We start from the raw sequence: 23,160 nt of genomic DNA, 5'->3' as shown, positions 1-23,160 counted from the left end.
TGCGCGGCAATGACTAGGATAAGCACAGCTTATGTATGACGCCCTTGGTGATTTGTCTCTGGATTTGCTTCGCGCCTTTGAAGCCGCGGCCCGGCAGCGCAGCTTCACGGCGGCCGCAGTGGAGCTTGGCACCACGCAACCGGCCATCAGCCAGCAGATCAAACGGTTGGAAGAACAACTCGGGACGCGGCTGTTCGACCGTATCTATCGCGGCATCGAACTGACCGAGGCCGGGACGATCCTGTTTGAGCAGGTTCAGCTCGGATTGCAGAATATCGATGCAGGATTGAGCGCGATCAGTGCACAGCACCAGCACGAGGTGTTGCAGGTTGCTACTGATTTCGCCTTCGCCGCGTATTGGCTGATGCCACGGCTGCACCGCTTCCATGCCGCCAACCCTCAGGTGGATGTCAGCCTGGTCACCAGCGAACGCAGCCTCAACATGCTGCGCACCGATATTGATGTAGCGGTGTTGTTTGGTGATGGTCGATTCAAGCAGGGCGAAAGCCATTGGCTGTTCAGCGAAGAAGTCTTTCCGGTGTGCAGCCCGCTGCTGCTGAAGGATCGTCCCCTGCCCTTGCCATCCCAGTCATTGCTCGAGTTCCCGCTGCTGCACCTTCGAGGCGAGAACAGCAGCAACTGGTTCGACTGGAGTGGCGTATTTCGGGAGTTGGGGATCGCTTCGGCACCTGCGCCCGGGCAATTGCGCTTCGACAATTACACGTTGCTGATCCAGGCGGCAATTGGCGGCCAGGGCGTGGCCATTGGCTGGCGGCACCTTGTGGATAACTTGCTGGCGCAAGGTTTGTTGTGTCGACCGATTGCGGAAACGGTGATTTCCAGGCTCGGCTATTACGTAGTCCTTCCCCAGCGCAAACGGCGCGGTGCGCTGATTCAACAGTTTGTGGAATGGCTGATGGCTGAGCAGGCCAGCAGTGCGCAATCGTTGAATGGCCTGCCGTTGCCGTCTATCGCTGTATAGCCTCGGTAGCGACGAAGGTTACGTGTTCGCCGACATGCAGGTTCAACCGCAACTCATCGGCAATCCCCACGGCCACCCGGCTCAACCGTTCAAGCGGTTCGGCGAGGCCTGGCTCCAGGCTGCTACTGACGTGGCTGAAATGTTCGATGGTCAGCCCTGGCACCCCGCGCGGCGCATTCACTAGCGTCCAGTGCAAGGTGCTGCTTTGCAGGGCCTCGCGGATTTCTTCGGCGGCGTGGCGTTGCAGTGGATCTTCTATCTCCGGATCGTCCAGTGCCTCGAAATCTCCGACCAGAAACAGCCGGGCAATTCCCGAGGCCTGCATGCCATCGATCAGCGCATCCACCGCCAGCACTTGCTCGACCGGGCCGGGCACGATGGATTTTTCCACGTGCTCGCGGTTCATCGGCAACCCCGGTGCATCCAGCAGACAGATCACCGCCGAACACCCGGCGACGCTCTGCTTGACCCGCTTGGCGTCGAACAAATCGCCGGTCTTGGTCCGCAATCCCGGGCGCGGTGCGAGCGCCGTCAAATCATCGAGAATCGCGATCACTTCATGTTGGCGCCGCAGCATTTCAGCCATCAGCGCACTGCCCAGGCTACTCATGGCACCATAAAGCACCACTTTCACCACCGGGGTTTCGGCATTTTTCATGGCCGTGCTCCGTTCTTCCTACGTATATGGCGTGTGACCTGTGGGAAACAGCGCCAGTTCGACTCGGTTCAGAGGGTTTCAAATGCAGCGGATCAAGGGCTACCACGCCCATGTTTATTTCGACGCCAATACCCTTCCTCAAGCGCGGGCCTTGTGTGAGCAGGCGGCGCAATTGTTTCCAGTGAAGATGGGCCGCGTCCATGAACGCCCGGTGGGCCCGCACCCGGACTGGAGCTGCCAGTTGGCTTTCGAGCCGCAATACATCGGCGACGTGCTGCCCTGGCTTGCGCTCAACCGCAAGGGTTTGGTGGTGTTCCTGCACCCGGACACCGGCGACGATCTGCTCGATCACACTGAGCATGCCATCTGGATGGGCGAGATTCGGCCACTGGATCTGTCTATTTTTTGATCAGTTTACAACTGTTCCTCGGCTTCGCCGGGCAAATGTTCGTCCAGATGCAGCCAGGGCAGACGGTTGTCCGTCCAGATATGCCGTTGGGCGGGTGCCTGCTCGGGATGATCGAGGGTGGCGATGGTCACATCGATGCTGTCCGGGCTCAGGTGCGTTGACAGCGCCAGCTGTGCCCCACAGTTTGCGCAGAAGTACCGGACGCTCGTTGTCGAAGAGTCGTACTGCGCGGGTGTGCCTTTCACCCATTCAAAGGCTGACGCGGGCACGGTGATCCAGGTGGTCACGATCCCGCCGCTGACCCGTCGGCAAATCGAACAATGACAATGGGCGATGTCGTGCAAAGGCCCGCTGAATTGATAGCGCAGATGTCCGCAATGGCAGCCGCCTGTATGAATTTCGGCCATGTTTTTTCCTCCTGCCCCGTATTCAGGGACTTTGAACCCGTCCGACGACCGGTTGCACATCTGGTCAATGCTTTCATCCGCGAAAGCTGGGTGAAAGCTTCCCCGATTAGGATCGCCCCCACTGCCGGCAACAGACCGGTTGGCCAACGTGAGTGTTTGATTGCTTGCACGGTCCATTTAACAACAACAATGGTGATCCTGATGTCCTCTGCTACCCGCCGCTTCGCTGTCACTCCGCCCATACGCCTCGTGCTTCCCGTTCTGCGCTGACCCATCCGGTTCGCCCATTCCCTAGCCGCGCTATGCCTGGAGTATTCCCATGCTGACTTTCCTTGGCTTTGCCATGGTCATCACGTTCATGTTCCTGATCATGACCAAGCGCCTGTCTGCGCTGATCGCCCTGATCATCATTCCTATCGTCTTCGCCCTGTTCGGTGGTTTCGCGCCGAAGATCGGCCCGATGATGCTCGAAGGCATCACCAAGCTTGCGCCGACCGGCGTGATGCTGATGTTCGCCATTCTGTACTTCGCCCTGATGATCGACTCCGGCCTGTTCGACCCGGCCGTGCGCAAGATCCTAAAACTGGTCAAGGGCGACCCGTTGAAAGTTTCGGTCGGCACCGCCGTACTGGCGCTCGTCGTCTCCCTCGATGGTGACGGCGCGACCACTTATATGATCTGCGTGGCCGCCATGCTGCCGCTCTACGCCCGCATCGGCATGAGCCCGCGGATCATGGCTGGCCTGATCATTCTCGCCGGTGGCGTGATGAACATGACGCCATGGGGCGGCCCGACCGCTCGTGCGGCCAGTGCGCTGCATGTGGACCCGTCCGACATTTTCGTACCCATGATTCCGGCGATGGCTTTCGGTGTGCTGGCCATCCTCTTGATTGCTTATTTCTATGGCAAACGCGAGCGTGCGCGTCTGGGTGAGTTGCACCTGGTGGGCGAAGAAGTCGACCACAGTGAAATCAGCGTTTCGCAATTCCCGGATGCCCGTCGTCCGAAGTTGATCTGGTTCAACGGCGCCCTGACCCTGGTCCTGATGTGCACCCTGGTCGCCGGCCTGTTGCCGCTGCCGGTGCTGTTCATGGTGGCGTTCAGTATCGCGATGATCGTCAACTATCCGTGCATGCAACAGCAGAAGGACCGCGTCGCGGCCCATGCCGGTAGCGTGCTGGCGGTGGTCGGTTTGATCTTCGCGGCCGGTATCTTCACCGGTATCCTGTCGGGCACCGGCATGGTCGATGCGATGTCGAAAAGTCTGTTGGCGGTCATCCCGGATTTCCTCGGCCCGTACCTGGCAGTGATCACTGCACTGGTCAGCATGCCGTTCACGTTCTTCATGTCGAACGATGCATTTTATTACGGCGTGTTACCTGTACTTGCGGAAGCCGCCAGCCATTACGGTATAACCGCGGTTGAAATGGCACGTGCCTCGATCGTCGGTCAGCCCGTCCACCTGTTGAGCCCGCTGGTACCATCGACCTACCTGTTGGTGGCCCTGGCCGGTATCGACTTCGGTGATCACCAGCGTTTCACCCTGAAGTGGGCAGTGCTGGTTTGCATGTGCATACTGGTCGCCGCTTTGCTGATGGGAATTTTTCCGCTGTTCAGCACGCTATAAGCCCAAGACTCACCATGACGGGTCCAGGCTTTGTTGTTTGAAGCCTGGGCCCTTCGTGGTTTAACACTCGCACAAAGGAATACACATGGAATGGCTGACCAACCCTGAAATCTGGGTTGCCTTCTTCACCCTGACCGCCCTGGAAATCGTCCTGGGTATCGATAACATCATCATGATTTCGATCCTGGTCAGCCGCATGCCCAAGCACATGCAACAGCGCACCCGGATTTTCGGCCTGGCACTGGCCATGGTTACGCGGATTCTGTTGCTGCTGTCGATCACTTGGGTCATGCGCCTTACCGCTGACTTGTTCGAAGTGTTCGGCCAGGGTATTTCTGGGCGTGACTTGATCCTGTTCTTCGGTGGTCTGTTCCTGCTATGGAAGAGCTCGCAAGAGATGTACCACGCGCTGGAAGGTGAAGACGAAACCAATGAGGAACCGGGCGGCAAGGGCGGCAACTTCCTCTACACCATCATCCAGATCGCAATCATCGACATCGTGTTCTCGCTGGACTCGGTCATCACCGCCGTGGGCATGGTGTCCTACGTTCCGGTCATGGTCGCGGCCATCATCGTTGCCGTGCTGGTGATGATGTGGGCTTCCGGCACCATCAGCGAGTTCATCGACAAGCACCCGTCGCTGAAGATGCTGGCGCTGTCGTTCCTGTTGATCGTCGGTACTGTGCTGATTGCTGAATCCCTCGACGTTCACGTGCCAAAAGGCTACGTCTACTTCGCCATGGCGTTCTCGCTGGCGGTGGAAGCGATCAACATCAAGATGCGCACCGCGATGGCGAAAAAGCGCAAACAGCAGGATCCGGTGAAGCTGCGCAAGGACATTCCGGGTCAGTAACCCCGAATACCATGTGATGACAAAGGGGCCTTCGGGCCCCTTTTTCATTGACGCATGAACCTGTTTTCATGACAGTTTTGTTTCAATCGCTTCTTTAGCTATGCGATGCTGGCGCCCAGACCGTTAGCCAACTACAGCTTAAGTACACAACGTAGAAAAAGCGCGGCACCTTCAACTTGCCCCTTTGGGGCGCTACCACCACAGGGGGCCTGCATGCTCACCCTGCTCAATTTGTTATCTGCCGTGGCCTTGTTGATTTGGGGCACGCACATCGTCCGAACCGGCATTCTGCGGGTCTACGGTTCCAACCTGCGCCATGTGATTGGCCGGAACATGTCCAAGCGTTGGCTGGCATTCGTCGCGGGGATCGTCGTGACGGCGATGGTCCAGAGCAGCAACGCCACCGCGATGCTCGTCACCTCCTTTGTCGGTCAGGGCCTGATGGCGCTGACCCCGGCCCTGGCGACCATGCTCGGGGCCGATGTCGGTACCGCGCTGATGGCACGGGTGCTGACCTTCGACCTGTCATGGCTGTCGCCGCTGCTGATCTTTCTCGGGGTGATTTTTTTCCTGTCGCGCAAACAGACCCGGGTCGGACAGATGGGCCGGGTCAGTCTCGGACTGGGGCTGATCATCCTGGCGCTGCAACTGATCGTCGAATCCGCCGCGCCGATCACCCAGGCCCAAGGCGTGAAGGTGATTTTCGCCTCGCTGACCGGCGACATCCTGCTGGATGCCCTGGTCGGCGCGTTGTTTGCGATGGTTTCCTACTCCAGCCTGGCCGCCGTCCTGCTGACGGCGACCCTGGCTGGTGCCGCGGTGATCAGCCTGCCCGTGGCCATCGGCCTTGTGATCGGCGCCAACATCGGCAGCGGCATCCTTGCCTTCCTCAGCACCAGCATGCAGAACGCCGCTGGCCGCCAAGTGGCATTGGGCAGCCTGCTCTACAAACTGATCGGCCTGTTGCTGATCATTCCGGTGCTCGACCCGTTGGTGCACTGGATCGACAGCCTGGACTTCAGCCCTCAGGAAATGGTCATCGGCTTTCACCTGCTCTACAACACCGTGCGCTGCCTGATCTTGCTGCCCAGTGTCGGGCCGATGGCCAAGCTCTGCGCGTGGCTGTTGCCGGAGCGACCGGAAATCAACGGCACCGCCAAACCGCGGCATCTTGATCCAACAGCGCTGGTCACGCCCAGCCTGGCGCTGGCTAATGCCGCCCGGGAAACCCTGCGCATCGGTGACCTGATCGACAATATGCTCGAGGCCATGCTCGACGTGCTGAACGGCAAGCAAACCGCCGTGACCCAGGAAATGCGGCGCCTGACCGATGATGTGGAATCGCTCTACGGTGCGATCAAGCTCTATCTGGCGCAAATGCCCCGTGAAGACCTCAGCGAGCAGGACAGCCGGCGCTGGGCGGAAATCATCGAGCTGGCGATCAACCTTAAACTCGCCAGCGACCTCATCGAGCGCATGCTGCGCAAGGTCCAGCAGCAGAAAACCTCGCAGCGCCGGTCTTTTTCCGAGGTCGGCCTGGAAGAGTTGGCGGGGTTGCACAGTCAGTTGATATCCAACCTGCGCCTGGGGTTGTCAGTGTTCCTCAGTGCCGATAAGGAAAGTGCCCGCCAGTTACTGCGTGAGAAACGTCGCTTTCGCGCACAGGAACGGCGCCTGGCCCATGCTCACGTCAGCCGATTGCAACGTAAGATCGTGCAGAGTATCGAGACCAGCTCGTTGCACCTTGAGTTGATTGCCGACATGAAGCGTCTGAACTCGCTGTTTTGCAGCAGCGCCTATGTGGTGCTGGAAACTTCCGACACCGGCGCATTGGCGGTCGACGATTTCGCTGACATCACGCATTCACCCTGAACGTCCACAGTTGCTTGAAGTCTGTTGAACTTACGCTAGCCGTACGGAAACTCGTTATGCGTTGTCTGTTGTTCGCCTGTCTGCTGTTTGGCTCATTCCCTTCGTTTGCCCTGGATCGCTTTCAGGTCGAGGGCTATACGCTGCCCAACGGCCTGCAATTAATGCTCAAACCCGGCACCGAGCACGGGCATGTGGCGATTCGTCTGGTGGTCGGCGTCGGCATCGATGATTTCAGCTGCGCCGACAAGGAGTTGCCGCACCTGCTTGAACACTTGCTGTTCAGCGGTATCGACGCCACGGGCGAAGGCGGGCTGGAAGAGCGCATGCAGGCCTTGGGTGGCGAGTGGAATGCTTACACCAGCAATGCCGACACGACGTTCGTCATCGAAGCCCCGGCGAGAAACCAACGCAAGGTCCTCGACCTGCTGCTGGCGCTGCTGACCCAGACCCGAATCGACGACAACGCTATCAACTCTGCCAAAAAAGTGGTGGAGCGCGAAGACGGCGGCCATTACTCGCACCTGCAACGCTGGCTGGATCGCCAGGATCTTGGCCACACGGCGAGTAATCAGCTGGCGGTGGAACTGGGACTCAAATGTCCCGAGCGGCCTGAGGTCGATCACCTGACCCGCGATCAGGTGGAAAAGGTACGCAAGGCCTGGTACGCGCCCAACAACATGACCCTGATTGTGGTCGGCGACCTTGACCGGTTGCTGCCGGCCTATCTGGAACGGTCTTATGGTGCACTGGAAGCGGTCGAACCGACCGATCACCCGCCCCTGCCCGCGATCCAGGCCAGTGCTGCGCATGAGCGGACCCTGAGTCACGGTTTGGTCGGCGGCAGCGCCAAGTTGCATTGGCTGGTGCCGGAGCCGGTACTGGAAGACCTGCACGACGAAACCTTCGACCTGCTCAAGGACTATCTGGACTGGGCGCTCTACCGCCAGTTGCGCCTGACCCATAGCTTGTCCTACGGGCCTTCGGCTGAGCGTGAGGTGTTTGGGGGCGTGGGCTTTATGAGCATGAACGCCGACCTTGACCGCGACGACGTACCCCAGGCCGAGCAGGTGCTGGATGATCTGAAGGCCGGGTTGCTCAGGGACGGCCTCAATGCCCACACCTTCAACCGCCTCAAGGAGGCCGCCATCGCCCGTCAGGCCTGGGCCGTGCAAGGCAACAGCGCGTTGGCCGATTATTACTGGAGTGCCCTTGGGGACTACGAGGACGGCCGTTTCGCCAACCCGGCCAAGGAACTGCAAGGGGTGACGCTGGAGGAAGCAAACAAGGCCATGCGTGAATTGCTCATGCAGCCGGGCTACCTGCGGATCGAAAAGCCGTTGATCAGTGATGACCAGTTGATGTGGGCGATTGCCGGGGTGTTCGGGTTGCTGGTTCTTGGCGTACTGGCTTTGCGCTTTCATCGCAGAAAGTAACCATTCTCTGTGGTGAGGCGGTACCCTGTCGGGGATTTTTCCCACGACTATTGCGAACCGCCGAATGCCTACTCTGACCCTATACGTCCAGCGAATCCTGGAATTGATGAAGCGCTACCCAGGGGTCATTGCGCTCGGCGGTTTCATTTCCGGGGTCGGCAGTTTCATTCTGGTGGATCGCCAGCAAGGTCTGGCGACCTGGATCACCACCATCATGCTGGTCAGCTGGATCTGGCTGATGTTGGAAAACAGCCTCACCAAGCTGTTCGCCAGGATCTTCAAACGCGAAATCCCCCAACCTCTGCTGCGCTACGCCACGCAGATGATCCACCAGGAAAGTCTGTTCTTCGTCCTGCCGTTCTTTTTTATCACCACCACCTGGAACAGCGGCCAGCTGTTCTTCACCGGGCTGCTGGGCATCGCCGCGCTGATTTCCATCATCGACCCGCTCTACTACAAATGGCTGGCCCCCCGGCGCTGGGCGTTCCTGGCGTTGCATACCCTGACGCTGTTCGCTGCACTGCTGACCGCCCTGCCCGTCATCCTGCACCTGACCACCGCTCAGAGCTTCAAACTGGCCCTGGGCATCGCCGTCGTGTTGTCGTTCCCGAGCCTGGCATCGATCTTCCCGATTCGTACCGTGCGCAATGCCTTGGCGATTCTCAGTATCACGCTGGGCATCGGCGCGCTCGGTTGGGTGCTGCGATCCTGGGTGCCGCCAGCGACCTTGTGGATGACCGACGTGGCGATCAGCACCCAAATGCAGGACCGCACCCCAGGCGACAGCCTCGATGAAGTCAGTGCCGAGCAGATTCGCGGCGGCGGGCTGTACGCCTACACCGCGATCAACGCCCCGCGCGGTCTGGATGAGCGGATCTATCACGTGTGGCAGTTCAACGGCAAAGAGGTCGACCGCATCCCACTGGACATCCACGGTGGGCGCAAGGAAGGCTATCGGGCCTGGACCCACAAACAGAATTTTCCCGGCAACCCTGCGGGTAAATGGCAGGTTCGGGTGCTGACCGAAGATGGCCAGGTTATCGGTGTGTTGCGCTTCACCATTACGGACAGCACACCGACCAAAGAAAAGTAATGCGGTTCATGCTATTACGTAGAGCTGCGTAATAGCCGATAAAGCACGGAGCTTATGAGCAGCAGCACAATGGCCGGCAGTGCCCAATTGGACACCTCTCACTCCCCTGCTCAATTGCGGGTCACGGGTGACTGGACGCTTGCCCATTACGCTGACCTCAAGCACCTGAGCGAAAAGCTCCACGGCCAGTACGACGACAGCACTCACATCGACCTCAACGGCCTTGGCGCGCTCGACACCGCCGGCGCGTCGCTGCTGGTGGAGTTGCTCGGGTCCGAGCGTTTGGGCCGATCCGCCGAACACCCCGATTGCACACTGTCCTCGGCCGACCGTGCCTTGTTGCAGACCATCTATTGCTCGCTGACCGACTTCTGCGTGCCGATCAAGGAACCGGAAATCAGCGTCAGCGTTCAACTGTTGACCCGCATCGGTCGGGCGGTCGACGCGATCTGGCAGGACACCCTGCAACTGCTGGGTTTTGTCGGCCTGATTCTGGAAACCATCGCCCGCAATCTGTTTCGCCCCGCGCGCTGGCGGATTACACCGATGGTGGCGCACATCGAACAGACCGGCCTCGACGCTGCCCCCATCGTCGCCCTGCTGACCTTTTTGGTGGGCGCGGTGGTGGCGTTTCTCGGGGCGACGGTGCTGGCGAGTTTCGGCGCCAGTATTTTCACCGTGGACCTGGTGGCGTTCTCCTTCCTGCGCGAATTTGGTGTGTTGCTGACCGCGATCCTGATGGCCGGCCGCACCGCCAGTGCGTTCACCGCGCAGATCGGCTCGATGAAAGCCAACGAAGAAATCGACGCCATCCGCACCTTGGGTCTCGACCCGATGGAGCTGCTGGTGGTGCCGCGAGTGTTGGCCCTGCTGGTCGCGCTGCCGATGCTGACCTTTCTGGCGATGCTTTCGGGGATCGTCGGCGGCGGCGTGGTTTGCGCGGTGTCGCTGGATATCTCGCCGGCGATGTTTCTGTCGCTGCTGCAATCGGACATCGGCGTTCAGCACTTTCTGGTCGGAATCGTCAAAGCGCCGATCTTCGCGTTCCTGATCGCCGCCATCGGCTGTCTCGAAGGCTTCAAAGTCAGCGGCAGCGCCGAGTCCGTCGGTGCTCACACCACGTCGAGCGTGGTCCAGTCTATTTTCGTGGTGATCGTGCTCGACGCCGTGGCTGCGCTGTTTTTCATGGAGATGGGCTGGTGAGTCGTTTACCCCGAGCGCCCTCCGAGGCGGTGATCGAAGTCCGCGGTCTGTGCAACCGCTTCGGTCACCAGAGTGTGCATGAGAACCTTGATCTGGATTTGTACAAGGGCGAAATCCTGGCTGTGGTCGGCGGTTCCGGCAGCGGTAAATCGGTGCTGTTGCGCAGCATCGTCGGGCTGCGTCAGCCCAGCGAAGGTGTAGTGAAGGTCTTTGGCAAAAACCTGCCGACGCTGTCCGAACACGAGCGCTCGATGGTCGAGCGGCGCTTCGGCGTGCTGTTCCAGAAAGGCGCCCTGTTCTCTTCGCTGACCGTGACCGAGAACGTCGCCCTGCCCCTGATCGAGCATGCCGGTTTGAGCCGAGAGGACGCCGAGCACCTGGCGGCAGTGAAAATGGCCTTGGCCGGGCTGCCGCTGTCGGCGGCCGACAAGTACCCCGCTTCGCTGTCCGGCGGCATGATCAAGCGTGCGGCACTGGCCCGCGCGCTGGCACTGGACCCGGACATCCTGTTTCTCGACGAACCCACCGCCGGGCTCGATCCGATTGGTGCGGCCGCGTTCGATCAATTGATCCTGACCCTGCGTGATGCGTTGGGCCTGAGTGTGTTTCTGGTCACCCACGACCTCGACACGCTCTACACCATCACCGACCGGGTGGCGGTGCTGGCGCAGAAGAAAGTGCTGGTGGCGGATGCCATCGAAAAAGTCTCGGAAACCGACGATCCGTGGATTCACGAATACTTCCATGGCCCTCGCGGCCGCGCGGCGCTGACCGCCGCTCAACAGCTTAAGGAGGTCTGACATGGAAACCCGAGCCCATCATGTATTGATCGGCCTGTTCACCGTTATTGTGGTGGCGGGCGCCCTGCTCTTCGGCTTGTGGCTGGCCAAGTCCAGCGTCGACACCGAGTTCAAGGACTACGAAATCGTCTTCAACGAGGCCGTCAGCGGCCTGTCCAAGGGCAGCGCCGTGCAGTACAGCGGAATCAAGGTCGGCGACGTGGTGACCCTGCGTCTGGACCCGAAAGACCCGCGCCGGGTGCTGGCGCGGATCCGCCTGGGCGGCGAGACACCGATCAAGGAAGACACCCGGGCCATATTGGCGCTGACCGGGATCACCGGGACGTCGATCATCCAGCTCAGCGGGGGTACGCCGCAGAGTCCGAAGCTCAAGGGCAAGGACGGTAATTTACCGACGATCATTGCATCGCCCTCGCCCATCGCTCGTTTGCTGAATGACAGCGGCGACCTGGTGGCCGGTGTGAACATGCTGATGCTCAACGCCAATCAGATGTTTTCTTCGCAGAACGTCGAGCGCATCAGCAAGACCCTTGAACATCTGGAACAAACCACCGGCACCATCGCCGACCAGCGCGGCGATATTCGCCAGGCGATGCAGCAACTGGCCTCGGTCGGCAAACAGGCCGGCGCCATGCTGGAACAGACGTCGGCGCTGATGCGCAACGCTAATGGCATGCTCAACGATCAAGGCAAGCAGATGTTCGGCAGTGCCGAGCAGGCGATGAAATCGCTGGAGTCGAGCAGCGCGACCATCAACAAGCTGCTCACGACCAATCAGGATTCGCTCAACAGCGGCATGCAAGGCCTCAGTGGCCTGGCCCCGGCGGTGCGTGAACTGCGCGACACCCTGACGTCGTTGCGGGCTATTTCCCAGCGTCTGGAAGCCAATCCCACCGGTTATTTGCTGGGCAATGACAAGAACAAGGAGTTCACGCCATGAAGCTGGCTCACCTCGCCCTCCTCGCCAGCTTCATTGTGCTCGGCGCTTGCTCGATCCTGCCCAAGTCCGAGCCGTCCGATGTCTATCGGTTGCCTTCGGCCCAGAGCAGCGCATCGGCCAGTCACGGGACGCCGCAGCGCTGGTCGTTGCGCCTGACCAAGCCGCAGGCCAGCGAAGCCTTGAACAGCCCGAAGATCGCCGTGATTCCTCAGGGTGATCTGATCAGCAGCTACAAGGCTTCGCGCTGGAGCGACCCGGCTCCGGTGTTGTTGCGTAATCGTCTGTTGGACGGTTTCCAGCGTGATGGTCGGGTGCCATTGCTGAGTACCGACGACAGCAACTTCCAGGCGGATCTTGAGCTGGGCGGTAGCCTGCAGGCATTCCAGACTGAATACCAAGGAACGAACGCGAGCGTCGTCGTGCGTCTGGATGCATTGCTTGTGCGCGGTTACGACCAGCGAATCCTCGCCAGCCGACGCTTCGAAGTGCGCCAGCCGTTGAGCGATGCGAAGGTGCCGGCGGTGGTGGCCGGGTTTGGCCAGGCCAGTGACCAGTTGACGGCGCAGGTGGTGAGCTGGGCGGTTGAGCAAGGCCAAAAAGTCGCCCCGCGCTGAGACCTTGAAGACCTGCACACTTCAATGTGGGAGCGAGCTTGCTCGCGATGACTGAGTAACAGCCAACATTCATGTCGACTGATACACCGCTATCGCGAGCAAGCTCGCTCCCACAGGGTTTTTGATTAGCCGAAGAACCAGTAGCAAACCCCGATCGCGCCGAGAACGCCGGCAAACTCCGCCAGCAACGCACACCCCACCGCATGCCGCGCCCGCTGGATCCCCACCGCGCCGAAGTACACCGCCAATACATAGAAGGTCGTTTCAGTACTGCCCTGAACCGTCGCCGCCACCAGCGCCGGGAAGCTGTCCACGCCAGACGTTTTCATGGTTTCGATCAGCATCGCCCGGGCGGCACTGCCCGAGAACGGCTTGACCATGGCGGTCGGCAGTGCATCGACGAAGCGTGTGTCCCAGCCGGCCCATTCCACCAGATGCCGAATCCCGTCCAGGCCAAAGTCCAGCGCACCGGACGCCCGCAACACGCCGACGGCACACAGCATCGCCACCAGATACGGCAGCAGGTTCTTGGCCACGTCGAAGCCTTCTTTGGCGCCTTCGACGAACGCTTCGTAGACCTTCACCTTGCGCAGCGCGCCGATCACCAGAAACAACATGATCAGCCCGAACAGCGTCAGGTTGCCGAGGATCGATGACAGGCCGGCCAGAGCGGTCGCTGAGAGCGTCGCCAGCAGCGCCATGAAGGCACCGAGGGCCAAGGCACCGGGAATCAGGTACGCGAGCACCACCGGGTCCCACAGGCGCAGACGCTGCATGAACGCCACCGACAGCAGGCCAACCAATGTCGAGCAACTGGTGGCGAGCAGGATTGGCAGGAACACCAGGGTCGGATCGGGCGCACCTTGCTGGGCGCGGTACATGAAGATCGTCACCGGCAGCAGGGTCAGGGAAGAGGCGTTGAGCACCAGGAACAGGATCTGCGCGTTGCTGGCGATGGTGGCGCTGGGGTTGAGCTCCTGCAGCGCCTTCATGGCTTTGAGGCCGATCGGCGTGGCGGCGTTGTCCAGGCCCAGGCCGTTGGCGGCGAAGTTCAGGGTGATCAGGCCGATGGCGGGGTGCCCGGCCGGCACCTCCGGCATCAGCCGCAGGAACAATGGACCGAGCGCTTTGGCCAGCCACTCGACGATCCCGGCCTTCTCGGCAATCCGTAGAAAGCCCAGCCAGAGGGTCAGGGTCCCGAACAACAGGACCATGACTTCGACCGACAACTTGGCCATGGCAAAAATGCTTTCCACCATCGCCGCGAAGATCCCGGCGTTACCGCCGATCAGCCATTGCGCCAGTGCCGAAACGGCAGCCACGATGAAGAAGCCAAGCCACAGGCCATTAAGCATCAGTCAAATCCCCCGAAGAATGCGGCGAATGATAGCGGGGTAGCCAGAAACGACAAACCCCGGATTTCTCCGGGGTTTGTTTAGCGCGATGTACGCTCCCACAAGGGGTTCTGCTTAGTTGCTGGAAATCTCGCCAGCCGGCAATTTTTCCTTGCTGCGCCAGTGTGGCAAGGAGTTCCAGTAGCGCTGGCCCTTGGCGTCGTCGTACATGCCTTCCCAGCGGGAGATGACCAGCACGGCCAAGGCATTGCCGATCACGTTGAGTGCGGTACGGGCCATGTCCATGATGCGGTCGACACCGGCGATGAACGCCAGGCCTTCGAGCGGAATACCCACGCTGCCCAAGGTGGCCAGCAGCACCACGAAGGACACACCCGGTACGCCGGCGATGCCTTTGGAGGTCACCATCAGGGTCAGCACCAGCAGCAATTGCTGGCTGATCGACAGATCAATGCCGTAGAGCTGAGCAATGAAGATGGCCGCGATGCTCTGGTACAGGGTCGAACCGTCGAGGTTGAACGAGTAGCCGGTCGGAACCACGAAGCTGCAAATGGCTTTCGGCGCGCCGTAGGCTTCCATTTTCTCGATCACGCGAGGCAGCACGGTTTCGGAACTGGCGGTGGAGTAGGCCAGCACCAGCTCATCCTTGAAGATGCGCATCAGCTTGATCACCGAAAAGCCAAACAGGCGAGCGATCAGGCCCAGCACCACGAAGGCGAAGAAGGCGATGGCGACGTAAACCAGGATCACCAGTTTCGCCAGCGGCAGCAGAGAAGCGAAGCCGAAGTTGGCCACGGTCACCGCGATCAGTGCGAAAACGCCGATCGGGGCGTAGTTCATAATCATGTGAGTGACTTTGAACATGCTTTCCGACACGCCCTGGAACATCTTCACCAGCGGCTCGCGCAGGTCCGATTGCAGGCTCGACAGACCGAGGCCGAACAATACGGAGAAGAAGATGATCGGCAGCATCTCGCCGCGGGCCATGGCCGCGAAGATGTTCGACGGGATCAGGTTGAGGATGGTCTGGATGAACGCATGTTCATGCTGAACCTCGGCGGCAGTGGCCTGGTACTTGGAAATATCCACGGTACCCAGGGTGCTCATGTCGATGCCGGTGCCCGGATGGAACACGTTGGCCAACACCAGACCGACCACGATGGCGATGGTGGTGACGATCTCGAAGTAAAGGATGGTTTTGAGGCCGATACGCCCGAGCTTCTTCGCGTCGCCGACGCCTGCAATACCCACGATCAAGGAAGAGATCACGATCGGGATCACAATCATCTTGATCAGACGGATAAAGATATCGCCTGCTGGTTGCAGGACGTTGCTGACCCACCAGGCTTTTTCGGCACTGAAATGGTTGAGCAGCGCACCGATTGCAATCCCCAATACCAGACCGATGAGGATCTGCCAGGCGAGGCTAAGCTTTGCCTTCTTCATATCTTTACCCTTACTTGCGTTTGACTCAGGCAGATGCAAGAACTGGAACGCTTGTGGCGAAAAAGTCTTGTGCATCTGCCCCCGTATAAGGTGCCCCGGAGCGCTTGTTATCGGCTCTCTGGCAGGCGAAAAAAGGCGCAACTATTCAGATGCAAGGAAGCAACGTCTAATGCCGTAAACGCCTACCCTATGCCGAATCGGCATGAGCTTTTTTATCTGAAACTCGCGTCCCAACCGGTTCGAATACGACATTTCGGCAGGCATAAGTGCCGTGAACCGGCCATCGCAGAGGAGGTTGGTTGTTTTTTGAGCGAAGGAATGTGGGCTAAAACTTGGGAAAAAGCCTACGTTTAAACGCGAAAATTCTCGGTCTTTGAGTTGCAGTTTTCTCGATATACGGTCACCACAGAAACACCGTGAAATGGTTTTGCGAGGGATTAGCGGAGATGAAGCGGGGATGCGAGCAGAACGCTCTAAGACAACGCTTTGCGCTGAGGAAGCTCTTCGCAAGCCCGTCGATCCACGAGTGATCGGCGAACTTGCGTCGCAGCTTCTGCCTGACCCGGCCCTTGCGCAGGCACTCCCTGTACCCGTAGGTCACTCCGCCCCTGAAACAGGCAGAACGTCCCGGCCCCTTGATCATGCGACTACCGTCCTCGGGTAGCGCAGTGGAAAGAAGCCATGCTGCTTCTTTCATGTTACGAATTCAGTACCAGTGTGGATCTTTCTTCCATGGCACAACCGCCCAGAAGCAGGGCGGCTGCCAGTGTCTTTAACAACACGCTCATGTTCACCCTCGACCGCGACGGCCAAAGAAGAAGGACGCAATGAACATCACCAGGAACACGACAAAGAGAATCTTGGCGATACCCGTGGCGGTGCCCGCGATACCACCGAAGCCCAGTACCGCAGCGATGATGGCAATGATCAAGAATGTGATTGCCCAACTCAACATGGTGATTCTCCTTACGCTTCTATTTAGAGATGTTGCTTGTGGTGCTTTTCCCGGCGCATCGAACGCGCCAAGTTCATGTGTTTAGAACACCCAATGTTCCTGGCGAGGCATCTCATTCGCAGGCTGAGCCTGGTCGACGTCCATCATTCGCATTGGGGGGCTGTCAGCCTGGTTACTGCTGGCCGCGCTGAAATGGGTTTGGGTCGGGTGCTGAATCGACAAGCGTGGCGCTTCTTGCTGCTGGCTCTGCTGCCAACGCTGAAACTGCTGGCCGCTGATCAAGGTGATTAATAGCGCCAGAACGGCAAACAGACCTTGCTGGAGATGCAGTGGCGAGAGACGCAACTGGGCGGCACGTTGGCGACTCATCCTGAAGCTCCTCCCACTCTGTGGTGATCTTGTTAGGGGCAACCTCTTGAATGCCCCGGTTAATCAGACCATTGCAGCCTGCATGCCAGCTTTTCTCGATAATAAAAACTAATAAAATCAATTAGTTATGAATATTGCGGAAGACGGATCGGACGCATCCTGCACGATGGCCCTTTTGAAGTCGTGCGTAATGCACGATGGGTTCGTAGGAACTTTCAATATTTTTGAATTGCGAGGAGGGCGTGGATGTCACAAGGGGAGACCGGCAATCGCCTGCGAACCGGCTATCTGATAAAAAAACAACAAAATCAGGCGATTAGCCGTAGGGTGAGGAGACAGCTACGCTGCTGTGGCTGGAATCGACCAGAATCAACCATGCAACTTGCCCGATTATTCCGGGACTAACCAAGATCATTCATAAAGGAGCGTAGGAAAATGGAGTCAGCCACTGAGCATCAAGGCCGCATTCTGCTGGTGGACGATGAGTCCGCCATCCTGCGTACTTTCCGTTATTGCCTCGAAGATGAAGGCTACAGCGTCGCTACCGCCAACAGCGCCGCTCAGGCTGATGCACTGCTTCAACGTCAAGTCTTCGACTTGTGCTTCCTCGACCTGCGCCTGGGTGAAGACAATGGCCTCGATGTGCTGGCCCAAATGCGCATTCAGGCGCCGTGGATGAGGGTGGTGATCGTCACCGCTCATTCGGCCGTGGACACGGCAGTCGATGCCATTCAGGCCGGGGCCGCCGACTATCTGGTCAAGCCTTGCAGCCCCGACCAATTGCGCCTGGCCACCGCCAAACAGCTGGAAGTGCGGCAACTGTCGGCACGTCTGGAAGCCCTTGAAGGCGAAGTGCGCAAACCCAAGGATGGCCTGGACTCTCACAGCCCGGCGATGAAAGTCGTGCTCGAAACCGCCCGCCAGGTCGCCAGCACCGATGCCAATATTTTGATCCTCGGCGAGTCCGGTACCGGTAAAGGCGAACTGTCCCAAGCCATTCACGGCTGGAGCAAGCGCGCGAAGAAATCCTGTATCACGATCAACTGCCCGTCCTTGACCGCCGAGCTCATGGAAAGCGAGCTCTTCGGCCATAGCCGTGGCGCGTTCACCGGGGCCAGCGAAAGTACTCTGGGTCGTGTCAATCAGGCCGACGGTGGGACGCTGTTTCTTGATGAGATCGGCGATTTTCCGTTGGTTTTGCAACCTAAACTGCTGCGTTTTATCCAGGATAAAGAATACGAACGGGTGGGCGACCCGGTCACCCGCCGCGCCGATGTGCGCATCCTCGCGGCCACAAACCAGAACCTCGAAGACATGGTACGCGACGGCCGTTTCCGTGAAGATTTGCTCTATCGCCTAAACGTCATCACCCTGCACCTGCCACCACTGCGCGAACGCAGGGAAGATATTCTGAACCTGGCCGATCGCTTTCTGGCCCGTTTCGTCAAGGAATACGCGCGTCCGGCTCGGGGCTTCAGTGACGAAGCCCGTGAAGCACTGCTCGGCTACCGCTGGCCGGGGAATATTCGCGAACTGCGCAACGTTGTGGAGCGGGCAAGCATCATTTGTCCACAGGAACGGGTCGAGATCAGTCACTTGGGCATGGCTGAAACCCCGGTCAACAACGCACCTCGCATCGGCGCTGCGCTGAGTCTGGATGAATTGGAAAAAGCCCACATCGGAGCGGTCCTCGCCACTGCAGATACGCTGGACCAGGCCGCTAAGACCCTGGGTATCGATGCCTCGACGTTGTACCGAAAACGCAAGCAGTACAACTTGTGAGCTGTCTCCGATGAGACTGGCGATGAAATTGCGCACGCGGCTGTTTCTGAGTATTTCCGCCCTGATCACTGTGGCGTTGCTTGGGCTGTTGCTCGGGCTGGTCAGCGTGATGCAAATGGCGAGTTCCCAGGAAGCGCTGATTCGCGATAATTTCGTCACGCTCGACCTGGGACTGAAATTGCGTCAGACCTTGGGCGATCAGCTGATGATCATGCTCAGCGAGAAGCCGGATCCTCCAGCGTTCGAGGCGTCCAAGCAGCACTATTTTCAGTTGCTTGATGACGGCATTGTCCATGCCCAGGCTGGCGATGCGCGCCAGCATGGTTTCGAACAGGCAAAAACTGACTACCTGAGCTTTCTGCAGGCGTACGACCTGTCACGTGACTCGACACAGGTGTTGAGTGGCAACAAAGAACTCACCGAAAAATTCAATGCGCTGCGCAATGGTTTGATCGTCGAGCAACAGCGTGCGCTGGATAACATCAATGCCACCGAACGGCAGACTCGGGAGAGGGCGCTGCTGGTTGCCGGTCTGCTCGGGCTGGTGGGGCTGGCGGTGCTGATCATCGGCTTCGTCACCGCCCACGCTATCGCTCGACGTTTTGGTGAACCGATCGAGGCCCTGGCCCAGGCGGCGGACAACATCGGCCAAGGCAATTTCGAAGTGACGCTACCGATTTCCTCGGCCATGGAAATGAACCAGCTGACCAAGCGCTTCGGGATCATGGCCGAGGCCCTGCGCGAGCATCAGGCCACCAATGTCGATGAACTGCTCGCAGGCCAGCAGCGTTTGCAGGCCGTGCTCGACAGTATCGACGATGGGCTGTTGATGATTGACCGCGATGGTCGTTTGGAACACCTCAACCCAGTAGCGCAGCGTCAGTTGGGTTGGGACACCGATCGTCTCGGTCAAGGTCTGGGTTCGGCGCTTGAGCGCCCCGAACTCGATGATCAGCTGCAACTGGTGCTGCGCGGCGGCACCCTGGAGCGGGCGCCTGAGGACCTGAGTATTGAGGTCGACGGTGAGTCGCGGTTGCTGACCTTTAGCCTGACGCCGGTCAGCCATACACAGGGGCATATTCTCGGCGCCGTGATGGTGCTGCATGACGTCACCGAACAGCGGGCGTTTGAGCGGGTGCGCAGCGAGTTCGTGCTGCGCGCCTCCCATGAATTGCGAACGCCGGTTACCGGGATGCACATGGCGTTCGGCCTGTTTCGCGAGCGCGCGCACTTTGCCAAGGACTCGCGTGAAGCTGATCTGCTGGACACCGTGAATGAAGAGATGCAGCGCTTGATGCAGTTGATCAACGACCTGCTGAACTTCTCTCGCTACCAGAACGGATTGCAGAAACTCACGTTGGCGCCGTGCTCCATCGAGGATTTGCTGGAGCAGGCCCGGGCACGTTTTGCCGGCCCTGCAGAAGAGCAGGGCATCGACCTTCTAGTGGAAGTGCAAGGGCCATTACCGCGATTGCAGGCCGATCAGCCGCAGCTCGACCGGGTGCTCGATAACCTGATCGACAACGCGTTGCGCCACACCGCTTCCGGCGGGCAAATACGTTTGCAGGCTCGACGCCATGGGGATCGAGTGATTATCAGCGTCGAGGACAACGGCGAAGGCATTGCCTATGGCCAGCAGGGGCGGATTTTCGAACCCTTTGTACAGGTGGGTCGCAAAAAGGGCGGTGCTGGACTCGGTCTGGCACTGTGCAAGGAAATCGTGCAGTTGCACGGTGGCCGGATGGGTGTTTACTCGCGGCCAGGGCAGGGTACTCAGTTCTATATGGCGCTGTCGGTTTAAGCCGCAGCCGCTTCAGGCTTCGTCATCGAGACGTCGGGCAGCCAATCGGCGACCACGGGTAATCAGCTCGATGAACTGCACCGCACTCAACGCATGGGCGAATAGCCAACCCTGACCGAACTTCACGCCTTCACTGCTCAGAAGCGCAGCCTGGGATTCAAGTTCGATGCCCTCGGCAATCACCTTGAGTTGCAGGGCCTGGGCCATGTGAATGATGTGCGGTGCGACCCCGCTACTCGCCGCGTCATGCCCCAGCGCATCGATAAACGCCTTGTCGATTTTCAGGCAATCGACTGGCAGGGTTTGCAGATAGGCGAGGCTGCAATAGCCGGTGCCAAAGTCATCAATCAGCACTTGATGCCCGACATCCCGCAAGGCCTGCAGGTTTTCCCGGGCTACCACGACATCGATCAATCCCCGCTCAGTGACCTCAAAGGCAATTTGCTTTGCCGCGACGCGGTGCAAGGTCAACAGTCGCGCCATTACCTGACCGATACGCGGCACCATGACGTCGCAGGCCGCCAGGTTGACCGAGATGTACAGTTGCGGATTGGCCCGCAACAATTGACCCAGCTGCTCAAGCAGGCGTTGCAGGACGAAGTCGGTCATCTGGCGGATCTGGCCGGTGTTCTCCGCCATCGGAATAAACAGGTCGGGGCTGGTCAGGGTGCCGTCCGGCCGTCGCCAGCGCAGCAAGGCTTCTGCCCCGACACAGTTGCGGCTTTCGAGGTCGAAGATCGGTTGATACAGAACCTGCAATTCGCCTCGTCGTATGGCACCACTCAGTTCGGCGTCCAGCGACTGTCGCTGGCGCACCAGCAAAAGCACCAGAAAACCCACGCATAAGGCGAGTGCCAGGCTGGCCGGCAGCAACCACCACCAGACGGCGGGCACACGTATACCAGTGCGCGGGCTGATCAGCACCAATTGGTATTCCGGATTGTTGGTGGGCATGCGGTAAATCAAGCGGGAATGCGTCACTTGTAGCGCGTCGAGGCTTTTCGGGGGCCAGGGTTCGGTTGGTGGCCAGACCTGCGAGACACCCAGTACCGGAATCGCGCGCGTACCGTGGTCGAGCACCACCAGCAGGCTGCTTCCGGGTGGCAAGTCGACCATGTCGGTCAAATGCCCGCGAGACGTCGCGACACGAAAATTGCCACGTCCGAGCATCAGCGCGGCGCGGTTTTCATCGGGTTCGGTGGTGGTGTTCAGCCAGTAGCTGTAGGTCGGCCCCTTGATGTCTGGCGGTCTTATCATCGACAGCCCTTCCTGGCGGGGGCGGTTGGAACAGATCCGCGAGGCGTCCATATAAGCGGCTTCGTAAACGAAACGGTAATTGAAGCTGACCTGTTGCAAGGTCGCGATCATTTCGTCATCGCAGCCGCGTAACGGCTGGGCTTCCAGGTCGTCGAGGCTTTCACGCAACTGCCCGAATAGTTGCTCCAGGCGAGCAAGGAAGCGCTCGCCCTGGGCATTCATTTCTTCGCTTTCGCTCTGCTCGACTTGATGCATGGCCACGAACAGGCTGCCGGCCATCAGGAGTGTCGCGCTCAAGGCAGCAGCCAGTATCGCCAAAAACCAAGGGCGAAAGAACCAACTACGTAGTGTCTCTCGAGCAGCAGGCATAGGGAATATCCGAAGAATTACCAATGAGTTATAGCTGCTGATTGGAAAAAAGCCCTGACCGTCGGGCGGGCGTCATTATTTTGTCTGGTTCAAGACTTGTAGAAGTGCCGCGGTTTGCGCATCCGGTGTGCCATCGAAACGTGACGGTCGGAAATGCATCTGGAAGGCCGCAATCACATGATGTGTCGCAACATCCAGTTCGCCGGTTTGCGGCGTGGGATAACCCGCGCGGGCCAACTGTGTCTGAAACCAGCTGATAGTTGGCAGTTGTACTTCGAACTGTGCTTGCTGACGCGTTACCGCCTGCTCATTCGGCCAGATTCCCAGGCCTTCGGCAGCCAGACGCTTCCAGGGGAACAGTGGCCCCGGATCGAGCTTGCGCAGCGGGGCGATGTCGCTATGGCCGATGATGCTGCGGGGATTGATGGCGTAACGCTTGCTGATGTCCTTGAGCAGGACGATCAGGGACTGGACCTGGTCTTCGCTGTAGGGATACCAGAAGCGTCCTCCGCTCGGGAGTTCCTTGAAACCCGGGTTGACGATTTCGATGCCAATGGAGCTGGAGTTCAACCAGGTCCGGCCTTGCCATTCGCTTTCCCCGGCGTGCCAGGCTCGAAGGTTTTCATCCATCAACTTGTAGATGGTGGCGCCCTTGTCGTCGCCAATCAGGTAGTGGCTGCTGACCTCGCCGTGGGTCAGCAGTTGCAGCGAACGCTCCAGTGACGCGGAGGTGTAGTGCACCACTACGAACTGAATGCGGCTGTCGTAGTTGGCTGAGGGGTGACTTGTGTCGACCCGGGGGCCGCTGGCACAACCGGCCAACAGAATCAGCGACACGATGAGAGATAGATATTTCATGGCTGAAGGCAATACACGCAAGACAGTAATGCAACAGTGTAACGTACTGCCTCGCGCGCAGACGGCCAACGCGAAGT

General features: G+C 59.3%; 21 protein-coding genes. 13 read left to right on the top strand and 8 right to left on the bottom strand.

What is annotated here, in order from left to right; all coding sequences use genetic code 11:
• Nucleotides 1-31: 31 nt before the first annotated feature.
• Nucleotides 32-982 (top strand): LysR family transcriptional regulator, encoded by a 951-nt coding sequence (locus MO767_RS03140; protein ID WP_282479378.1) that lies wholly within the window; start codon nucleotides 32-34, stop codon nucleotides 980-982.
• On the opposite strand, the gene MO767_RS03135 is transcribed toward MO767_RS03140, so the two are convergent.
• Complete coding sequence (locus MO767_RS03135; protein ID WP_282479377.1) at nucleotides 969-1,640, bottom strand: NAD(P)H-binding protein; 672 nt, start codon at nucleotides 1,638-1,640, stop codon at nucleotides 969-971. The genes MO767_RS03140 and MO767_RS03135 overlap by 14 nt on opposite strands.
• A gap of 82 nt (nucleotides 1,641-1,722) precedes the next feature.
• On the opposite strand from MO767_RS03135, the gene MO767_RS03130 reads away from it, so the two are divergent.
• Complete coding sequence (locus tag MO767_RS03130; protein ID WP_282479376.1) at nucleotides 1,723-2,049, top strand: DOPA 4,5-dioxygenase family protein; 327 nt, start codon at nucleotides 1,723-1,725, stop codon at nucleotides 2,047-2,049.
• A gap of 5 nt (nucleotides 2,050-2,054) precedes the next feature.
• Here MO767_RS03130 and MO767_RS03125 read toward each other — a convergent pair whose 3' ends face one another.
• Nucleotides 2,055-2,456 (bottom strand): GFA family protein, encoded by a 402-nt coding sequence (locus MO767_RS03125; RefSeq protein ID WP_282479375.1) that lies wholly within the window; start codon nucleotides 2,454-2,456, stop codon nucleotides 2,055-2,057.
• 319 nt (nucleotides 2,457-2,775) lie between these two features.
• Here MO767_RS03125 and MO767_RS03120 point away from each other — a divergent pair, with 319 nt between their 5' ends.
• From MO767_RS03120 to MO767_RS03080, 9 genes are all read left to right on the top strand, one after another.
• Nucleotides 2,776-4,083 (top strand): CitMHS family transporter, encoded by a 1,308-nt coding sequence (locus tag MO767_RS03120; RefSeq protein WP_282479374.1) that lies wholly within the window; start codon nucleotides 2,776-2,778, stop codon nucleotides 4,081-4,083.
• An 85-nt stretch (nucleotides 4,084-4,168) separates the two neighbouring features.
• Nucleotides 4,169-4,936: a TerC family protein gene (locus MO767_RS03115; RefSeq protein WP_129439702.1), complete on the top strand. Its 768-nt coding sequence runs from the start codon at nucleotides 4,169-4,171 to the stop codon at nucleotides 4,934-4,936.
• Between the two features lie 213 nt (nucleotides 4,937-5,149).
• Nucleotides 5,150-6,808: a Na/Pi cotransporter family protein gene (locus MO767_RS03110; protein ID WP_282479373.1), complete on the top strand. Its 1,659-nt coding sequence runs from the start codon at nucleotides 5,150-5,152 to the stop codon at nucleotides 6,806-6,808.
• Between the two features lie 56 nt (nucleotides 6,809-6,864).
• Nucleotides 6,865-8,241, top strand: coding sequence for an insulinase family protein (locus MO767_RS03105; RefSeq protein ID WP_282479372.1), 1,377 nt, complete (start codon nucleotides 6,865-6,867; stop codon nucleotides 8,239-8,241).
• A 64-nt stretch (nucleotides 8,242-8,305) separates the two neighbouring features.
• Nucleotides 8,306-9,334, top strand: a complete 1,029-nt coding sequence (locus tag MO767_RS03100) for a DUF5924 family protein (protein WP_282479371.1) — start codon at nucleotides 8,306-8,308, stop codon at nucleotides 9,332-9,334.
• Between the two features lie 54 nt (nucleotides 9,335-9,388).
• Nucleotides 9,389-10,537: an ABC transporter permease gene (locus MO767_RS03095; protein WP_282479370.1), complete on the top strand. Its 1,149-nt coding sequence runs from the start codon at nucleotides 9,389-9,391 to the stop codon at nucleotides 10,535-10,537.
• Complete coding sequence (locus MO767_RS03090; protein WP_282479369.1) at nucleotides 10,534-11,337, top strand: ABC transporter ATP-binding protein; 804 nt, start codon at nucleotides 10,534-10,536, stop codon at nucleotides 11,335-11,337. The genes MO767_RS03095 and MO767_RS03090 overlap by 4 nt, the downstream gene beginning before the upstream one ends.
• Before the next feature lies 1 nt (nucleotide 11,338).
• Nucleotides 11,339-12,277 (top strand): MlaD family protein, encoded by a 939-nt coding sequence (locus tag MO767_RS03085; RefSeq protein ID WP_282479368.1) that lies wholly within the window; start codon nucleotides 11,339-11,341, stop codon nucleotides 12,275-12,277.
• The gene (locus tag MO767_RS03080; RefSeq protein ID WP_282479367.1) at nucleotides 12,274-12,891 is read left to right on the top strand and encodes an ABC-type transport auxiliary lipoprotein family protein; all 618 of its coding nucleotides are present in this window, start codon (nucleotides 12,274-12,276) and stop codon (nucleotides 12,889-12,891) included. Before MO767_RS03085 ends, MO767_RS03080 begins: the two co-directional genes overlap by 4 nt.
• 125 nt (nucleotides 12,892-13,016) lie before the next feature.
• Here the strand turns inward: MO767_RS03080 and MO767_RS03075 are convergent, their stop codons facing one another.
• The 4 genes from MO767_RS03075 to MO767_RS03060 all read right to left on the bottom strand — a co-directional run bounded on the left by MO767_RS03075 (nucleotide 13,017) and on the right by MO767_RS03060 (nucleotide 17,016).
• On the bottom strand, nucleotides 13,017-14,246 hold the full coding sequence (locus tag MO767_RS03075; RefSeq protein ID WP_149628602.1) for a spore maturation protein: 1,230 nt from the start codon (nucleotides 14,244-14,246) through the stop codon (nucleotides 13,017-13,019).
• A gap of 114 nt (nucleotides 14,247-14,360) precedes the next feature.
• Nucleotides 14,361-15,692 carry a glutamate/aspartate:proton symporter GltP gene (gene gltP, locus MO767_RS03070; protein WP_282479366.1) on the bottom strand — a complete coding sequence of 444 codons (1,332 nt, stop codon included), beginning with the start codon at nucleotides 15,690-15,692 and terminating at the stop codon, nucleotides 14,361-14,363.
• A gap of 790 nt (nucleotides 15,693-16,482) precedes the next feature.
• Entirely contained in the window at nucleotides 16,483-16,647 is a 165-nt protein-coding gene (locus MO767_RS03065) for a DUF1328 domain-containing protein (RefSeq protein ID WP_003177151.1), read from the bottom strand.
• Between the two features lie 81 nt (nucleotides 16,648-16,728).
• On the bottom strand, nucleotides 16,729-17,016 hold the full coding sequence (locus tag MO767_RS03060) for a hypothetical protein (RefSeq protein ID WP_282479365.1): 288 nt from the start codon (nucleotides 17,014-17,016) through the stop codon (nucleotides 16,729-16,731).
• Nucleotides 17,017-17,451: 435 nt separating this feature from the next.
• Between MO767_RS03060 and algB the strand changes: the two genes are divergently transcribed.
• Nucleotides 17,452-18,798 carry a sigma-54-dependent response regulator transcription factor AlgB gene (gene algB / locus MO767_RS03055; RefSeq protein WP_046044888.1) on the top strand — a complete coding sequence of 449 codons (1,347 nt, stop codon included), beginning with the start codon at nucleotides 17,452-17,454 and terminating at the stop codon, nucleotides 18,796-18,798.
• 10 nt (nucleotides 18,799-18,808) lie between these two features.
• Nucleotides 18,809-20,599: a KinB sensor domain-containing domain gene (locus MO767_RS03050; protein WP_282479364.1), complete on the top strand. Its 1,791-nt coding sequence runs from the start codon at nucleotides 18,809-18,811 to the stop codon at nucleotides 20,597-20,599.
• Nucleotides 20,600-20,611: 12 nt separating this feature from the next.
• On the opposite strand, the gene MO767_RS03045 is transcribed toward MO767_RS03050, so the two are convergent.
• Both MO767_RS03045 and MO767_RS03040 read right to left on the bottom strand, forming a co-directional pair.
• Nucleotides 20,612-22,225 carry an EAL domain-containing protein gene (locus tag MO767_RS03045; protein ID WP_282479363.1) on the bottom strand — a complete coding sequence of 538 codons (1,614 nt, stop codon included), beginning with the start codon at nucleotides 22,223-22,225 and terminating at the stop codon, nucleotides 20,612-20,614.
• A 75-nt stretch (nucleotides 22,226-22,300) separates the two neighbouring features.
• A complete protein-coding gene (locus MO767_RS03040; protein ID WP_282479362.1) occupies nucleotides 22,301-23,083 on the bottom strand; it encodes an N-acetylmuramoyl-L-alanine amidase in 783 nt (260 codons plus the stop codon).
• Nucleotides 23,084-23,160 lie beyond the last annotated feature (77 nt).

This window comes from Pseudomonas sp. UYIF39, from assembly GCF_029963765.1.
Taxonomy (GTDB): domain Bacteria; phylum Pseudomonadota; class Gammaproteobacteria; order Pseudomonadales; family Pseudomonadaceae; genus Aquipseudomonas.
This window is presented reverse-complemented; position numbering and strand designations above follow the sequence as displayed.

Coding starts and splice junctions, on each gene's coding strand:
- MO767_RS03140 (WP_282479378.1), top strand. CDS start 32: ATGTATGACGCCCTTGGTGATTTGTCTCTGGATTTGCTTCGCGCCTTT.
- MO767_RS03135 (WP_282479377.1), bottom strand. CDS start 1,640: ATGAAAAATGCCGAAACCCCGGTGGTGAAAGTGGTGCTTTATGGTGCC.
- MO767_RS03130 (WP_282479376.1), top strand. CDS start 1,723: ATGCAGCGGATCAAGGGCTACCACGCCCATGTTTATTTCGACGCCAAT.
- MO767_RS03125 (WP_282479375.1), bottom strand. CDS start 2,456: ATGGCCGAAATTCATACAGGCGGCTGCCATTGCGGACATCTGCGCTAT.
- MO767_RS03120 (WP_282479374.1), top strand. CDS start 2,776: ATGCTGACTTTCCTTGGCTTTGCCATGGTCATCACGTTCATGTTCCTG.
- MO767_RS03115 (WP_129439702.1), top strand. CDS start 4,169: ATGGAATGGCTGACCAACCCTGAAATCTGGGTTGCCTTCTTCACCCTG.
- MO767_RS03110 (WP_282479373.1), top strand. CDS start 5,150: ATGCTCACCCTGCTCAATTTGTTATCTGCCGTGGCCTTGTTGATTTGG.
- MO767_RS03105 (WP_282479372.1), top strand. CDS start 6,865: ATGCGTTGTCTGTTGTTCGCCTGTCTGCTGTTTGGCTCATTCCCTTCG.
- MO767_RS03100 (WP_282479371.1), top strand. CDS start 8,306: ATGCCTACTCTGACCCTATACGTCCAGCGAATCCTGGAATTGATGAAG.
- MO767_RS03095 (WP_282479370.1), top strand. CDS start 9,389: ATGAGCAGCAGCACAATGGCCGGCAGTGCCCAATTGGACACCTCTCAC.
- MO767_RS03085 (WP_282479368.1), top strand. CDS start 11,339: ATGGAAACCCGAGCCCATCATGTATTGATCGGCCTGTTCACCGTTATT.
- MO767_RS03080 (WP_282479367.1), top strand. CDS start 12,274: ATGAAGCTGGCTCACCTCGCCCTCCTCGCCAGCTTCATTGTGCTCGGC.
- MO767_RS03075 (WP_149628602.1), bottom strand. CDS start 14,246: ATGCTTAATGGCCTGTGGCTTGGCTTCTTCATCGTGGCTGCCGTTTCG.
- gltP (WP_282479366.1), bottom strand. CDS start 15,692: ATGAAGAAGGCAAAGCTTAGCCTCGCCTGGCAGATCCTCATCGGTCTG.
- MO767_RS03065 (WP_003177151.1), bottom strand. CDS start 16,647: ATGTTGAGTTGGGCAATCACATTCTTGATCATTGCCATCATCGCTGCG.
- MO767_RS03060 (WP_282479365.1), bottom strand. CDS start 17,016: ATGAGTCGCCAACGTGCCGCCCAGTTGCGTCTCTCGCCACTGCATCTC.
- algB (WP_046044888.1), top strand. CDS start 17,452: ATGGAGTCAGCCACTGAGCATCAAGGCCGCATTCTGCTGGTGGACGAT.
- MO767_RS03050 (WP_282479364.1), top strand. CDS start 18,809: ATGAGACTGGCGATGAAATTGCGCACGCGGCTGTTTCTGAGTATTTCC.
- MO767_RS03045 (WP_282479363.1), bottom strand. CDS start 22,225: ATGCCTGCTGCTCGAGAGACACTACGTAGTTGGTTCTTTCGCCCTTGG.
- MO767_RS03040 (WP_282479362.1), bottom strand. CDS start 23,083: ATGAAATATCTATCTCTCATCGTGTCGCTGATTCTGTTGGCCGGTTGT.